This is a genomic window from Brumicola pallidula DSM 14239 = ACAM 615 (assembly GCF_000428905.1).
Taxonomy (GTDB): Bacteria; Pseudomonadota; Gammaproteobacteria; order Enterobacterales; family Alteromonadaceae; genus Glaciecola; species Glaciecola pallidula.
In genome coordinates, this window is record NZ_AUAV01000024.1 from 86,088 (window position 1) to 101,285 (window position 15,198).

Consider the following 15,198-nt stretch of genomic DNA (forward strand, 5'->3'; position numbering starts at 1 on the left):
ATTCCTTGGTTCTTACTTTTGCTAGCTACTTTTTGCTTATGGACAACTCGGAGATTCGAAGAAAGCATGAATGAAGTAACAGTTAAAATTTAGCATAAATTGGCGTATTTCCAAGTTTTATTTTCAACTATTTTATTTGTTCAATGGGAACAACAAGTTAGTAAAAAAACGCTTTTCAGGTTATTCAAATTTGAATTATTGTGATTCAGGCTCTGCAATTATTCAGATTTTAGAGAAATAAATTGGATTTCAGTCCGATTCAATTTAACATCGGCTATTTAGTGCACTGACTGCGCGCTTATATAGTGATTAAAGCAGCTAATACTCTTATCCATTGGTGCTGCTATAAACACAGCATTATAAGACACTAAACTGCCTTGACATGACTTATCCTAATCAAGTTGTCAAAGTGTGGCCTTGTAATAAGCTAGTAATAACAATAAAGGCATAGTGTAAATGCAATACCGCGCCATCATTCGTATTTTAGGACTGCTCGTTACTCTGTTCAGCGTAACTATGATCCCACCTGCGTTTATTTCTCTTATTTATGGAGACGGCAGCGGCTTAGCCTTTGTCCTTGCCTTTGTGCTTTCTATTCTGACTGGTATTGCTATTTGGTATCCAAACCGCCGTTCTCGAGCAGATTTAAGAGCAAAGGAAGGCTTTCTAATTGTGGTTTTGTTTTGGACTGTACTGGCGTCATTTGGTGCATTACCATTCGCTTTATTAGAGCAGCCTCAAATGACAATTACGGACGCCATGTTCGAAGCATTTTCAGGACTAACCACAACAGGTGCAACAGTAATAGAAGGCATCGAATACTTGCCTAAAGCGGTGCAGTTTTATCGACAGCAGCTGCAGTGGTTAGGCGGTATGGGTATTATTGTATTGGCCGTTGCCATTTTGCCAATTTTAGGCGTTGGTGGCATGCAGTTGTATCGTGCAGAAACACCTGGTCCGGTAAAAGATTCAAAAATGACACCACGTATTGCCGACACTGCAAAGCATTTATGGTACATCTATTTGTCACTTACCATTGCATGTTCTGGTGCTTACTGGCTAGCGGGAATGAGCCTCTTTGATGCGGTTTGCCATGCGTTCTCAACCATAGCAATAGGCGGGTTTTCAACCTACGACGCAAGTTTGGGTTATTTCAATAGCGCAGCGGTTAATGTTGTATGTGTTATTTTCCTTTGGATAGCAGCACTCAATTTTTCGCTTCATTATGCCGCTGTCTCGGGTAGAAATATTCGAAATTACTTTAAAGACCCAGAGTGTAAAGCCTTTTTCACTATTCAGTTGAGCTTAGTGACACTATGCTTTTTAGCTTTAGTTTATCATTCGGTCTATGAAACGGCTGAAATGGCCCTCGATCAAGCGTTACTGCAAGCAGTCTCAATTAGCACGACAGCGGGTTTCACCACCACCGACTTTTCTGCTTGGCCGGCGTTTCTGCCTATCGTTTTGATATTCTCAAGCTTCATTGGTGGTTGCGCAGGCTCCACCGGCGGTGGTCTGAAAGTTATTCGCGTGCTCTTATTGTTTTTACAAGGAAAGCGCGAGGTTGACCGACTTATTCACCCCAAAGCAGTATATGCGGTTAAGTTAGGTGACAGAGCGATGCCAGAGCGAGTGGTTGAAGCTGTGTGGGGTTTCTTCTCTGCTTATGCTGTTGTCTTTGTTGTCATTATGGTGGCGTTAATTGCCACCGGGATGGATGACATTACCGCATTTACTGCAACAGCCGCAACGCTCAATAACTTAGGTCCCGGACTGGGCGCAGTAACGGGCACCTATGCTGATGTAACCGATGCTGGAAAGTGGCTATTGGTGGTCGCTATGTTATTCGGGCGACTAGAAATATTTTCGTTATTGGTGTTATTTTCTCCAACATTTTGGCGCAGTTAATTCACGCGCGCTTTTTAACCAAAGAAAAGCGCACTTGGTTGGAACAGCTTCTCTACGTCCCAAATAAACTTCTTGTCGACTAAAAACAGAATAACATGATCATTTGCTTTGATAACGGTGTCGCTATGCGCGATGATAACCTCATCTTTGCGCACAATCGCACCGATTGTTGTGCCTGGGGGGAGCTTAATATTTTGAATTTGCTTACCGACAACCTTAGACGTACTTTCATCACCATGTGCAATGGCTTCAATTGCTTCAGCTGCCCCGCGTCGTAGCGAATACACGTTTACAATATCACCGCGACGAATGTGGGTCAGTAACGCCGAAATTGTGGCTTGTTGAGGTGAAAATGCAATATCAATTTCGCCGCCTTGAACCAAATCAACATAGGCGCTGCGCTGTATTAACACCATCGCTTTTGCTGCGCCCATGCGTTTAGCAAGCATGGCGGACATAATATTAGCTTCATCGTCATTGGTGACGGCAATAAAAGCGTCAACCTGCTCTACGTTTTCTTCGCTCAATAGGCTAGCGTCTGAAGCGTCACCATGAAACACAATTGTTTTACTCAGCATCGCCGAAAGTTCTTTGGCACGATCTGCATTGAATTCAATTAATTTAACGTTATGTTTGTTTTCAAGACGCTTAGCTAAACCGGCGCCAATAAGTCCACCGCCTGCAATCATAATGCGTTTGTAACTAGATTCTAACTTTTGAAGTTCGCTCATTACTGCGCGAATATGCTTAGTATCTGCGATGAAAAATACTTCATCGTCGGCTTCAATAACCGTTGAGCCTAATGGACGGATAGGTTTACCGCGACGATAAATTGCAGCTACCCGTGTATCCACATTAGGCATGTGTTCTTTTAGTGCCGAAAGTGCATGCCCAACGAGTAAGCCGCCGTAATACGCCTTCACTGCAACTAGGCTGGCTTTGCCTTCAGCAAATTCAACCACCTGCAAAGCGCCAGGATAATCGATAAGTCGTTTTATCGCTTGCGTAACCAGTTGCTCAGGTGCAATTAAGTGGTCGATCGGAATGTCTTGGTGCTTGAACAGTTGTTCTTGATAAATAATGTATTGCTCTGAGCGAATTCTGGCAATCTTAGTTGGCGTTTTAAATAGACTAAACGCCACTTGGCAAGCCATCATGTTACTTTCATCGCTGTTAGTTACCGCAATCAACATGTCTGCATCTGCGGCACCGGCTTTTTTGAGCACATCTGGATGTGATCCCACGCCACACACAACTTGCAAGTCGAGCCTATCTTGCAGATTGCGCAACGTGTTCATATTTTGATCGATAACCGTAATTTCGTTTTTTTCGCTCACCAAGTTTTCGGCTAGCGTGCCACCAACTTGACCTGCGCCGATGATGATGATTTTCATTGCGTTATTTCCTACCCCCTGAGTGACTCGAACATATCAACCTTAAGTTCCCATGCTCCTGAGCTTAATTCAGCAAGACTTTAGCAGTCTTGCATAGTAGAAACCATCCATTTGTGCTTGACCGGGCAATATTTGCAGACCCGGGCATTGGGCTGTGTCTTTTTCATGTATTGGCAATAACCTCGCATCTGATTGAGTTGTTAAAAACTCGGCGATTTGATACTCGTTTTCTTGTTTTAATATGGAACACGTGGCGTATAGTAGAACGCCACCGGGTTTTACCCGCTGCCAAACTTGCGCCAAAATACGTTTTTGCAAGGCCACCGTATTGTCAATATCCGTGGCTTTTCTTAACCAACGAATATCAGGATGGCGGCGAATAACGCCGGTAGCAGAGCAAGGGGCATCGAGCAAAATACGATCATATTTTTTGTCTTTCAAAACACGGGATATGACTTCTTCATTTGCAGCATCGACCACATACAAGTTGAGTCTGTCGCCAAATTCAACATCATGGCCCAGGCGCTGCATATTCTCCTCAATACGTTCAAGGCGTTGTCCGTCGTTATCAATGGCATCTAAACTGCCGAGCAGTGGTTGGCTCTCTAATATGTGAGCCGTCTTTCCACCCGGTGCAGCACAACAATCCAATACATCGTCACCCGGTTGCACATCTAACAATTGAGCTGCAAGTTGCGCGGCAAGATCTTGAACTGAGAATAGACCTTCTGCAAAGCCTGGCAGTGTTGTAACGTCGGTACGCTTGCTAAGTCGGATCGCACTCTGTGTTTTTACATTTAAGAGACCAAGCGGTATCGCGTTGGTTTCCACCTCTTCAAACTCAATACCTTGCGCATCTAGCTGAGCGCTATAGTTCAAGCGACTCGTTTTTAAGGCATTAACACGCAGCCAGAGTGGTGGACGAGCATTAATTTGCTCTGCGATCTCCTGCACTTGTTGTGGATAATGCTGCAGTAATTGTTTATGCAGCCATTTCGGTAGACCAACTTGAATATGCGGAACATCAATTTCTTGCTCAGCCAAGGCCTCGCGCTGAAAGCTGCGTAAATTTGCATTTACCAAGCCTTTTAAACGATGCTGTCCTATTGCAGCGCAAGCTTCAACTGTTTCAGATACAGCAGCGTGCTCTGAAGTGCGGGTAAAAACCAATTGATAAAAACCTAACATGATTAAATGCTCAACTATCTTTTGTTCGCCTTTTAATGGTTTACTCAGTAACTGACGTAGCCAATATTGTAATTTTGGCAGTTCACGTAAGCAACCAAACACCATTTCCTGTAACCATGCGTTATCTTTACCTTCGTGGCGATCAAACACTTTGGGCATGACTTCTCTGGATGACTTGCCATGTTCTAATATCTGGAATAACACCCAAGCTGCATCGGCCCGCAAGTGTGGGCGGTGCCTTAATTGATAAGTGCTTGTACCTTTACTTTTATATCCTGGTTTCGACGCGTTTTTGATGTTGTGCGATGGCTTCATGATAAACGCTGACCAACAACAAACAGGGCCGGTTTACCATTGATGATGTCAGCAACCGGTTGCGCTTTTTTGCTCGGGAATTGAATAATTGACAGGAGTAAGTTGTGTTCACCCGTAGCAACCTCGATACCGTTTTTGTCGACATTCACGATCGTTCCCTCGGTCAACTCGCCAAAAGACTCGACAACTTCAACTTGCCACACCTTGATTGATTCATCATTGTGGATAAACCAAACAAAAGGCCATGGATTAAATGCACGTACATTTCTAGCCAATTGCTGAGCACTCAGTGTCCAATCAATACGCGCTTCTTCTTTTGATAATTTGTGAGCGTAGGTGGCTTCATCATTATTTTGCACAGTAGGCGTTAGGTTATCCAAATTCTCAAGCGTTTCTAGCAATATTTGAGGGCCTAGCTCCGCTAAATCGTCATACAAACTGGCGCTTGTAGCCGCGCCGATAATAGCCATACTTTTTTCAAGCAACACAGCGCCGGTATCTAAGCCTTCATCCATTTGCATAACACTGATGCCGGTAAATTTATCGCCTGCCCATATGGCACGCTGAATGGGTGCAGCGCCACGCCATTTGGGTAATAACGAACCATGTACATTCAAACAACCTAGTTTTGGCGTATCAAGCACCGTTTTGGGTAGTATAAGACCGTAGGCAACAACAATCATAATATCGGCGTTCAGGCTAGCAAGTTCTTGCTGAGCTTCTTCATTTTTTAGTGACGCAGGCTGATAAATAGATGTCCCGTGGTCGAGCGCTAGCAACTTTACGGCGCTGGGCATGAGTTTTTTACCTCTGCCTGCATGGCGATCAGGCTGCGTATAAACGGCAATGATATTATGCTCACTAGCGTATAGTGCAGCTAAGTGTTTAGCTGCAAATTCAGGTGTGCCAGCAAAGATAATATTTAATGAATTAGCCAATATATTGATATCCTTAATGCTAGTCTTTCGCAGCTAGCTTAGCTTCTTTTTCAAGTTTCTTTTTGATACGATTTCGTTTTAAGGGTGATAAATAGTCAACCAACAGCTTGCCTTTTAAATGATCAAGTTCGTGCTGAATACAAATGGCGAGCAAGCCTTCAGCTTCGAGTTCAAAGTATTTGCCATCTCTATCCAATGCTTTTACCGTGACTCTTGCTGCTCTATCTATCTCTGCGTAGTTGTTGGGAACCGATAAACAACCTTCTTCACTAATCGTAGAGCCTTCCGCTTTTGTGATCTCTGGGTTGATAAAAACACGCGGTTCATTTTGTTCCTCAGAAACATCCATCACCACAACACGCATATGTACATCAATTTGTGACGCCGCCAAACCAATACCTTTTTCGTCTTTCATGGTATCGAACATGTCGTCCACAAGAGTCCGAATTTCTTCGTTAACTTCCTCTACAGACGCTGCTACAGTGCGTAGTCTCTCGTCTGGAAAGGTTAATACAGTTCTTACTGCCATTGCTAAAACCACTCATCTAGTCAGTATTAAAAAATATACTATTCATGCAGAATAGTTATTTAAACCTTGCGCATAATGTCTATTCTAACGCATAAGCCACAGTCTGTGGACTAGATATGGGGTTAATTTTTTGAAAAATAAACCGATAACTAATTAAATGGACATAAATTATAACTGTCTGTGACAATTCTAGCCTTAAGTACAGGCGACTCACGAGTACACGAAGAGTAGTATAAGAATGACTATGATAAAAAAATTATCGATGCTATGCCTCATTGTTGTTGGGGTATTGATGATAAGCGTCAAATCAGCATCAGCAGATATTATAAATATAAAAACCGACGCGCCACAAACTTATGTCGTTAAGAAGGGCGATACATTGTGGGATATATCTAGCTTATTTTTAGACCAGCCTTGGTTATGGCCTGAGCTGTGGCGCAACAATACGCAAATTGAAAATCCGCATTTAATCTATCCGGGTAATGTTTTACGTTTGCATTATGTTGACGGTCAACCGGTTATGGAAATTGTCCGAGACAAAACCACGATTTTATTAACGCCTGAGTCGGTGACCAATACAAAGCCATCAGCTATTGGCGTGTTGCCTTGGAAAGTGCTTGGTCCCTTTTTTAAGAATGACAGTATTATTGGTCTTGAAGAATACAATGCGTTGCCAAGACTATTAGGTGACAGCGAAGGGTCGACTACGTTTGTGAAGAAAGATTTCGTGTTGAGTCATAAGCCGGTAAATGCAGATACCCATTACACGATCATTCGCAAAGGTAAACTGTTAAAAGATGATGAAGGCAAGGTCATTGGTTATCAGGTGAAGAATGTTGGTGAAGTAGAACTAATGAACTCTAGTTCAGGTAAGCAGCAAATTGTTAGAGTCGTTAAAAGTAACCGTGAAGCTCGACCTGGCGATAAGCTAAGACCGGTTGAAAGTGCCGATAATAATGATTTAGTGTTGCAAGCCTCAACCACTCAAATGGGTCGTATTATTGCAAACATTGAAGACCGTTCACTCATAGGTAAACGCGATGTTGTGGTTATTTCATTAGGTGCAGCAGACGTTGAGCCTGGAACAGTAATGGGTATTTACGCACGAGGTCCTGCAATTTTGGACAATGAAAATCCATCATATGAAGTAAGTCAAAGCCCAGTTAAAACCTTGTTCAGTGCGAGCGAACGAGTAGAACAGCCAGCCTTTAAAATTGGTGAGTTGATTATATTCAAAACGTTCGATAATGCCAGCTATGCTTGGATAACACGATCTGATAAACACATGAAGGGTGGGGAGTATTTAGGGCAACCTTAGTCAGCTCTTCTAGCATATGAAACATTCAAAACAGGTAGCTCAGGCTACTTGTTTTGTTTTGCCCAGTAGATTAATAACCAAGGATGGTTTACATGATCATTTTAGAACAAGACATACGCTATTGGTTGGCGTTAACTGCGCTGTCAAACATCGGTATTAAAACCCTCTTAAAAACAGCGAGTACATGCAATGTTACGTTGTCTGAGTTAGCACAGGTAGACACGTCGAGATTGCAATCGGTCGGCTGGGATGCCGGACAAATAGCCTGTTTAGTTGAGCCGCATCCGTTCACTCAAAAATGTATTGATTGGTTGTCAGGTGATAATAATCGAGCCATTATTTCTTATCAGTGCAAAGAATATCCTGAGCAACTCAAGCAAATAGCGCAAGCTCCGTTACTACTTTTTGCAGATGGTGATTATGAGCTACTGTCAAAACCACAATTAGCAGTGGTTGGCAGTCGTGCCCCAACATACAATAGCTTGGCAAATACTAATACACTGGTAACAGAGGTGCTAACTAGATCTGATTTAGTCATTACCAGTGGTTTAGCCTTGGGTATTGATGCGCAAAGCCATACTGCAGCCTTAAATTTTAGTCAATGTTTGCATAACGCTGCAACGCTAAACGGCAGAACCATCGCTGTACTTGGCAATGGTATTGATGTTATCTATCCCAAAAGACACGCAACACTGAGTGCACAAATTCGCCAAAACGGATTGTTAGTAAGTGAGTTTCCGCCCAGCGTGATGCCGTCACCAAAACTCTTTCCACGGCGAAATCGTATTATTAGTGGGCTCAGTTTAGGCACGCTAGTTACTGAAGCCAGAATTAAAAGCGGATCGTTAATAACGGCAAAATATGCGATTGAACAGGGACGAGAAGTATTCGCCATGCCAAGTAACATAAATAATAAGCAAGCTGAAGGTTGTCATTGGTTAATTAAGCAAGGGGCAAAGCTATGCGAATGTGCTCAAGATATCTTCGATGAACTGCCGATGACATTGCTAAAAACTGCACAAAAACAGCAGGCTGAAAAAAAACCAAAACAAAACTTGGCAACCATCAGATTGTTAGATAGTGTAGAGCTTGAATCTAATAAATATGGCGCAAATAGCCGAGCGCAGCAGGATGAGACAGAAAATTCGTCCTTACTGCTGCAAGCCGTGGATTTTGATGTTACTTCAATAGACGTCATAGCGATGCGTACCGGCCAGTCGATTTCGACATTATTTGTGCAGTTATTGGAATATGAGTTACGCGGGTTTATAACCTCTACGTCTGAAGGTTACCTTAAATTGAGGGACTAATTATGTTTGACATCCTCATGTACTTGTTCGAAAACGTAGTACACAATGAGAGTGAGTTTAGAGTCGACCACGATGAATTAACCGACGAGTTAATTCGCGCGGGTTTTCATCACGACGAAATATTTAAAGCACTGGCTTGGGTTGAAAAGCTAGCAGCACTGCAAGAAACGGACGCCACACCTTATTTATCAAGAGTGACAATACCAAACAGCACAAGGGTGTATACAACTGAGGAGCAAATGCGCCTTGATGTGCAATGTAGAGGCTTCTTAATTTTCCTAGAGCAAGTCAAAGTTCTTGATGTCAGTACAAGAGAAATGGTCATCGACCGCACAATGGAAATTGAGTCTGCCGAGTTTTGCCTAGAAGACTTGAAGTGGGTAATACTCATGGTGTTATTTAATGTGCCGGGTAAAGAGTGGGCCTACGAGCAAATGGAGGACCTTTTGTTTGAAGTTCAAGAAGGCCCTCTGCATTAGTAACGGTAAAAAAAACGGCAAAATCAGTAGTACAAGTAGCGGAAAAAACAATGGCAAAAATTGATCATTCATTATTCGCTGCTAATCAACATGCTCTCAATGAAGCTTATGGTAAGTGCCCTGTTTGTGAAGGCCAACTTGTTTTAAAGCACGCAAATAAATCGTCTTTTCTGGCCTGTCAGAACTATCCTACTTGCAAGCACACGCAGCAATTACATAAAAACGATGTCACTATTCTCAAAGTCATGGATGGAACTACTTGTCCTGAGTGCGCTAAGACCTTGGCCGTTAAAAAAGGTCGATATGGCATGTTTATCGGCTGTACAGGTTTTCCTGATTGCCACTTCATTGCAACCAGAGATATGGTAACCAAAGATGGCGTGGTTAAAAGTAACAGCGATAATGTAGACGAGCATGGTAACGCAAAATCGAACACTACCTTAGCTTGCCCGAAATGCCAGCATGGTTCTCTAATAAAACGCCAAAATAAGTTTGGTAAATATTTTTATGCTTGCAATGACTACCCAAAATGCAAATATATGCTAAATTCCGTACCCATCGATACCGCTTGTGAAAGTTGTGGTTGGAAAGTGATGGTGCTGGTGGATAAAAACCATTCAGAAAAAGGCTTAACTTGTCCGCAAGTGAACTGTCAGCACAAACAAACACAATAATAATTGGTATTAAATTATATTTCTAATTTTTGGGGTAGTTCATGCAATCATTTGAGCATGCTTTTCATCATCATCGTTGTTTTGCCTATCCAACTGAAGCTGTTTTTGGTCTTGGTTGCGACCCACTCTCAGAAACTGCCATGATGGAAATTCTGCGTTTAAAGTCTCGTCCTGTTGAGAAAGGGGTTATTTTAATCGCCGCAACATTCGAGCAGTTGAGGCCATTTGTACATATTGATAGGTTACCCATTGAACATCAACAAAAAGCCTTCGATTCATGGCCCGGTCCGTTTACTTGGTTACTACCTAAAAGCGCTCTCACGCCCACTTGGGTAAGTGGTGATTCCGATCTGGTTGCTGTGCGAGTAAGCAATCATCCACTGGTACAAAAAATGTGTCAATTAGTCGGTAGCCCGATGATATCCACAAGTGCAAACCCGGCAAGCATGGAGCCCGCTCGTTCTAGCGATGAAGTACGCTCTTATTTTGGTAGTGATTTACTCATTATTGAAGGCAGTTTAGGCGAACAACAAACGCCTAGTACTATTATTAATGGACTCAACCTCGAAACCTTGCGAGCATAGAGCACTATAATTAACACAGGAATGATTTTGCCCCTATGGTAACTCAGCAACAAATTGATGAAGTTAAAGCGTTTCTACTCAAGCTCCAAGACGAGATATGTCAAACCTTAGAATTGGTAGATGGTAAAGGCTCATTTCACCAAGATGAATGGGCGCGAGAAGAAGGCGGTGGCGGGCGCTCCAGAGTCTTAAGCAAAGGGGGGGCTATTGAGCAGGGTGGGGTTAATTTTTCCCACGTGTTTGGTGATAAAATGCCTGCATCAGCAACTGCATCGCGGCCTGAGTTAACGGGGCGTCGTTTTCAAGCAATGGGGGTTTCGCTGGTTATCCATCCGCATAATCCCTATGCACCCACTGCCCATGCAAACGTCCGTTTCTTTGTTGCTGAAAAAGAGGGTGCTGAGCCCATTTGGTGGTTCGGTGGCGGTTTTGATTTAACGCCTTCATATGCGTTTAAAGAAGATTGTGTGCATTGGCATAAAGTGGCAAAAGCAATTTGTGACCCCTATGGTGATGATGTGTATGCGACTTACAAAAAGTGGTGTGATGATTATTTTTATTTAAAACATCGTAACGAAACCAGAGGTATTGGTGGTTTATTTTTTGATGATCTTAATGAACAAGGATTTGATACTAGTTTTGCTTTCATGCAAGGCGTCGGCAACGGGTTTCTGGATGCCTATGTGCCCATACTTGAAAATCGAAAAAACACCTCTTTTACTCAAAAAGAACGTGATTTTCAGCTTTATCGTCGTGGCCGCTATGTTGAATTTAACTTAGTTTACGACCGCGGTACTCTATTTGGTTTGCAAACCGGGGGTAGAACAGAATCTATTCTAATGTCGATGCCACCCTTGGCTCGTTGGGAATATAACTATCAGCCGTCAACGGATTCCCCAGAAGGGAAAATTCAAGGTTTTCTGACCGCAAGAGATTACTTGAACGAATAAGAATCGAAGTAAACCACTTATTCACCGCTAATAATGTTGACTTGGATCAAGTAAAAGAGCGCCAAACAGCTGTTTTTTCATTAATGTAATCCAGATCAACTCTTTTCATTTTTCTCGCACTAAACTAGTTGTCATTAAGGCTCTAGCCTAAATAGTTTCTTCAACTTTTGACAACTCAAACGAGAATACACATGAAAAACACAGTCACAAAAACGCGAGTAACAGGTTCACTTATTCAAGGTGTCGCATTATCGGGCATCGTCTTCGCTAGTTTGGTATTTGCTGGTAACGCAATAGCTTACGAAAAAGGTGATTTGGTTGTCCGAGGTGGTTTCACCAATGTATCTCCTAATGATGATGCTTCAAACATCTTCGCTGGTGGTGCTGATCTCGGAGTAAGCTTAACTGTTGGTAGTGACACTCAATTGGGTTTGAACATTGCCTATTTTGTTACTGACAACATTAACATTGAAGTATTAGCGGCAACGCCATTTACACATGATGTTAATTTTAGCGTATCTGACCCACTAGGTACGGGTAACAAACTAGGCGAAGTTACTCACTTACCACCTTCGGTAACGGCTAACTATTACTTTATGGATGCCTCTTCTGCTTTCCAACCTTATGTCGGTGCCGGTCTTAACTATACTATTTTCTTTGACGAAGAATTTACCAGTGCAAATAAGGCGGCGGGTTTAACCGACTTGGAATTAGATAACTCTTTGGGCCTAACTGCTCAACTGGGAGCGGACTATAAAATTAATGATAAGTGGCACGTAAATGCATCAGTTCGGTGGATTGATATAGACACAGAAGCCAATTTTAAATTGGGTAGTGCTAGCGGCAAAGTAAGTGATATTGAAATCGATCCAACCGTTATGACGGTTTCTTTAGGTTACACTTTCTAATAGTAGTATTGATTAAACGGTATAAGGGTCAGTAATTTGGCTTGCAATGTGCGGCCATTTTTTGGGCCTTATCGTTAGTAAACGCGCAAAGCCTTAATGAATTCATTGAGGCTTTTTTTGTGCCGTGAATATTAGCTAAAAATGTGTATATTCATAAAGTAAATAAACCGTGAGTTAGGGTTCATTGCAATCAGCTTTCATGTATCCTCTGATCATTATTATTACTTGAAAGTTAAGATACCCGTGTCAGACAATTCCACTTCGATAAAAAAGCTGGCTGTATTTGGTAATCCAATTGCGCAGAGCAAATCACCAGACATTCATCAGATGTTTGCTAATCAATTTAATATGACAATAAGTTATGCGCGCATTCTGGGTCAACCATCTACTTTTACTGAGCAGTTAAGCGCCTTCTTCGATGACCCTAACGCGATCGGCGCTAATATTACAATGCCGTTTAAAGAAGATGCAGCAAACTGGGCAACGGAAAGGTCAACAGGAGTAGCCCAAGTAAATGCGGCTAATACCATTATTAGACAAGCACAAGGTTTTCGAGCAGAAACCACCGATGGTCGAGGTTTAGTCTCAGATTTACTGCGTAATGACATATCATTGCAGGGCAAGCAGGTATTGTTGATTGGAGCTGGTGGAGCAGCGCGTGGCGCGATTGAAGCCTTATTGTCTGAACAGCCTGAGCACATATACATTACAAATCGAAGTGAAGTAAATGCAAAGCGTTTAGTTAGTATGGCTGATGACAACAGAGTGAGTGCGGTTAGTGAAAATGACTGTGAACAGTTAAGTATTGATGTCATCATCAACGCAACATCACTTAGCTTAAGTGGCAAATTGCCTGCTATATCCGACGCAATCTTCGATAACAAACCCGCAGTTTACGACATGGTCTATCACGACGCAGATACGAGCTTTATTAAAAAGGCAAAGTCATTCGGCTGTACTAAAGTCGCCGATGGTCTAGGCATGCTAGTGAGCCAAGCCGCAGAGAGTTTTTATTTATGGTTTGGTGTGCGACCCGATGTTGAGCCGGTGCTTGAGTATCTGCGGCAACAACTAGCTAATGCGTAAATTATTGCTCAAGATACTCGCGACTTAATTCAACGTAGTTAACCGCGCTTTGTTTAAGAAATGCCATTTCACTGTCTTTTAGTCGACGTTTCTTTAGTGCAGGATTGCCGACATATAAAAAGCCGCTTTCTAATATTTTATTAGGGGCAACTAATGATCCTGCTCCGATAAATACATCGTCTTGCACTACGGCACCGTCCATAATGATTGCCCCCATACCAACAAGAATACGATTGCCTAGTTCGCAACCGTGCAGCATGCATTTATGTCCAACAGTCACATCATCCCCGATAATTAGTGGAAAACCGGTGGGATTTTGTCTGGATTTCCGTGTTACATGCAATACTGAACCGTCTTGTACATTAGTACGTCGTCCAATTCGGATAACATTGACGTCACCTCGTCCAGCAACGAGTGGCCAAATACTGCTTTGCTCACCTAATTCGATGTCGCCAACTAAAACGGCACTGTCATCTATATAAACGGAATTATCGAAAGTAGGACTGATATTACGGTAGCTACGAATTGTCATAGTGGGCCCTTTTGTAAGTCTGTTGCCTCATATACTAAGGCATTTGTTCGTAGTAAGTTAGGGTATTTATATAAATGTACTTATGTAAGGGGATTTATATAAGCACATGAGATAGGCGCGTTCATATAGCCATTGCGCGGGTAATAAGTTCTTAAGACAATGCGAGCCATAAACCCACAGCCACTAATAGACTGCCGGCGATCCTATTGAGCCAGACCACATTGTTACCGCGACTTAATAATCGCTTTAATCCTTTGCCACCGTTTGCGTATATAAGCATACAAATAAATTCACTCAGCATAATAATAGCCAGTAAAACCGAAAACTGCAGTGCAATGGGTTTTTCGACAGCGATAAAGGGCGGTAATATGGAAACCATAAACGCCCAGCCTTTCGGGTTTGCCACTGCCGTAATATAACCTTGCGACACTAAGTTAATGGATGACAATTGACTATTGGTAATTGCATACTGTGATACATCAGCATCGGCTAACCACATTCTTACACCAAGGAAAACCAAATAGGCTCCGCCAATCCATTTAAACCAAGCAAATAACAATGGATAGTTGAGCATTAGACTCGCCACACCAATTACCGCCAATATCGCAACAGTAGCTACCCCAAGGACTTCACCTAACATCATCCACAGCGTCCGTGTTACCCCGACGCTCATGCCGAGGGTCATCGCAAGTGTCATGCACATGCCCGGAGTGATGGAGATAAAAAACCAAGTAGGGATAAAAACGGCAAGGAGGGTAATATCAGGCATAAGTCGTCATTTATAGGTAGTTGAACGTTGATTGTGCCGCTATTATTAACCAATAAAGGCTGATTTACATTAATTTACCTCACAATAGCCAAGGTAAATTATGCAATATAACCATTAATTTTGATTGAAAGGTGCTTTTTTAAGCCTTTCGTACTAATTATCAGCAAACGATCACAAAAATGACATTTATTTGTAAAACGGGGTTGAACAAGTGGTTTTAATCTGTAGAATGCGCGCTCTGGTCAAGGGAAGCAGCCAAGCAGTAGTTTGGTAACTCACTTGAACAGTAAGTTTTAGCGCAGTTTGAATTGGTTTT

General features: G+C 42.4%; 15 protein-coding genes. 9 read left to right on the top strand and 6 right to left on the bottom strand.

What is annotated here, in order from left to right; translation table 11 throughout:
• The first annotated feature begins 456 nt into the window (after positions 1–456).
• Complete coding sequence (locus G399_RS0109940; RefSeq protein WP_006007879.1) at positions 457–1,908, top strand: TrkH family potassium uptake protein; 1,452 nt, start codon at positions 457–459, stop codon at positions 1,906–1,908.
• Positions 1,909–1,922: 14 nt separating this feature from the next.
• Here G399_RS0109940 and trkA read toward each other — a convergent pair whose 3' ends face one another.
• The 4 genes from trkA to def all read right to left on the bottom strand — a co-directional run bounded on the left by trkA (position 1,923) and on the right by def (position 6,272).
• Positions 1,923–3,302, bottom strand: a complete 1,380-nt coding sequence (trkA, locus tag G399_RS0109945; protein ID WP_006007877.1) for a Trk system potassium transporter TrkA — start codon at positions 3,300–3,302, stop codon at positions 1,923–1,925.
• A gap of 69 nt (positions 3,303–3,371) precedes the next feature.
• Positions 3,372–4,805 carry a 16S rRNA (cytosine(967)-C(5))-methyltransferase RsmB gene (rsmB, locus tag G399_RS0109950; protein ID WP_081585691.1) on the bottom strand — a complete coding sequence of 478 codons (1,434 nt, stop codon included), beginning with the start codon at positions 4,803–4,805 and terminating at the stop codon, positions 3,372–3,374.
• Complete coding sequence (gene fmt / locus G399_RS0109955; RefSeq protein ID WP_006007873.1) at positions 4,802–5,743, bottom strand: methionyl-tRNA formyltransferase; 942 nt, start codon at positions 5,741–5,743, stop codon at positions 4,802–4,804. Before fmt ends, rsmB begins: the two co-directional genes overlap by 4 nt.
• Before the next feature lie 19 nt (positions 5,744–5,762).
• Positions 5,763–6,272, bottom strand: coding sequence for a peptide deformylase (def, locus tag G399_RS0109960; protein ID WP_026843627.1), 510 nt, complete (start codon positions 6,270–6,272; stop codon positions 5,763–5,765).
• Between the two features lie 244 nt (positions 6,273–6,516).
• On the opposite strand from def, the gene G399_RS0109965 reads away from it, so the two are divergent.
• The 8 genes from G399_RS0109965 to aroE all read left to right on the top strand — a co-directional run bounded on the left by G399_RS0109965 (position 6,517) and on the right by aroE (position 13,581).
• Positions 6,517–7,590, top strand: coding sequence for a LysM peptidoglycan-binding domain-containing protein (locus tag G399_RS0109965; RefSeq protein ID WP_226988894.1), 1,074 nt, complete (start codon positions 6,517–6,519; stop codon positions 7,588–7,590).
• A 92-nt stretch (positions 7,591–7,682) separates the two neighbouring features.
• Positions 7,683–8,900 (top strand): DNA-processing protein DprA, encoded by a 1,218-nt coding sequence (gene dprA / locus G399_RS0109970; protein ID WP_006007868.1) that lies wholly within the window; start codon positions 7,683–7,685, stop codon positions 8,898–8,900.
• A 2-nt stretch (positions 8,901–8,902) separates the two neighbouring features.
• Complete coding sequence (locus G399_RS0109975; protein WP_006007866.1) at positions 8,903–9,379, top strand: DUF494 family protein; 477 nt, start codon at positions 8,903–8,905, stop codon at positions 9,377–9,379.
• 50 nt (positions 9,380–9,429) lie between these two features.
• Positions 9,430–10,053 carry a DNA topoisomerase family protein gene (locus G399_RS0109980; protein WP_006007864.1) on the top strand — a complete coding sequence of 208 codons (624 nt, stop codon included), beginning with the start codon at positions 9,430–9,432 and terminating at the stop codon, positions 10,051–10,053.
• 41 nt (positions 10,054–10,094) lie between these two features.
• On the top strand, positions 10,095–10,637 hold the full coding sequence (gene tsaC, locus G399_RS0109985; protein ID WP_006007863.1) for an L-threonylcarbamoyladenylate synthase type 1 TsaC: 543 nt from the start codon (positions 10,095–10,097) through the stop codon (positions 10,635–10,637).
• A 35-nt stretch (positions 10,638–10,672) separates the two neighbouring features.
• Complete coding sequence (gene hemF, locus G399_RS0109990; protein WP_006007861.1) at positions 10,673–11,587, top strand: oxygen-dependent coproporphyrinogen oxidase; 915 nt, start codon at positions 10,673–10,675, stop codon at positions 11,585–11,587.
• A 191-nt stretch (positions 11,588–11,778) separates the two neighbouring features.
• Positions 11,779–12,495 carry an OmpW/AlkL family protein gene (locus G399_RS0109995; RefSeq protein ID WP_006007859.1) on the top strand — a complete coding sequence of 239 codons (717 nt, stop codon included), beginning with the start codon at positions 11,779–11,781 and terminating at the stop codon, positions 12,493–12,495.
• Positions 12,496–12,738: 243 nt separating this feature from the next.
• Entirely contained in the window at positions 12,739–13,581 is an 843-nt protein-coding gene (gene aroE / locus G399_RS0110000) for a shikimate dehydrogenase (protein ID WP_026843630.1), read from the top strand.
• A 1-nt stretch (position 13,582) separates the two neighbouring features.
• Here the strand turns inward: aroE and G399_RS0110005 are convergent, their stop codons facing one another.
• Together G399_RS0110005 and G399_RS0110010 are read right to left on the bottom strand one after the other, a co-directional pair.
• Positions 13,583–14,113, bottom strand: a complete 531-nt coding sequence (locus tag G399_RS0110005) for a gamma carbonic anhydrase family protein (protein WP_006007855.1) — start codon at positions 14,111–14,113, stop codon at positions 13,583–13,585.
• A 151-nt stretch (positions 14,114–14,264) separates the two neighbouring features.
• Complete coding sequence (locus tag G399_RS0110010) at positions 14,265–14,882, bottom strand: LysE family translocator (RefSeq protein ID WP_006007853.1); 618 nt, start codon at positions 14,880–14,882, stop codon at positions 14,265–14,267.
• Between the last annotated feature and the right edge of the window lie 316 nt (positions 14,883–15,198).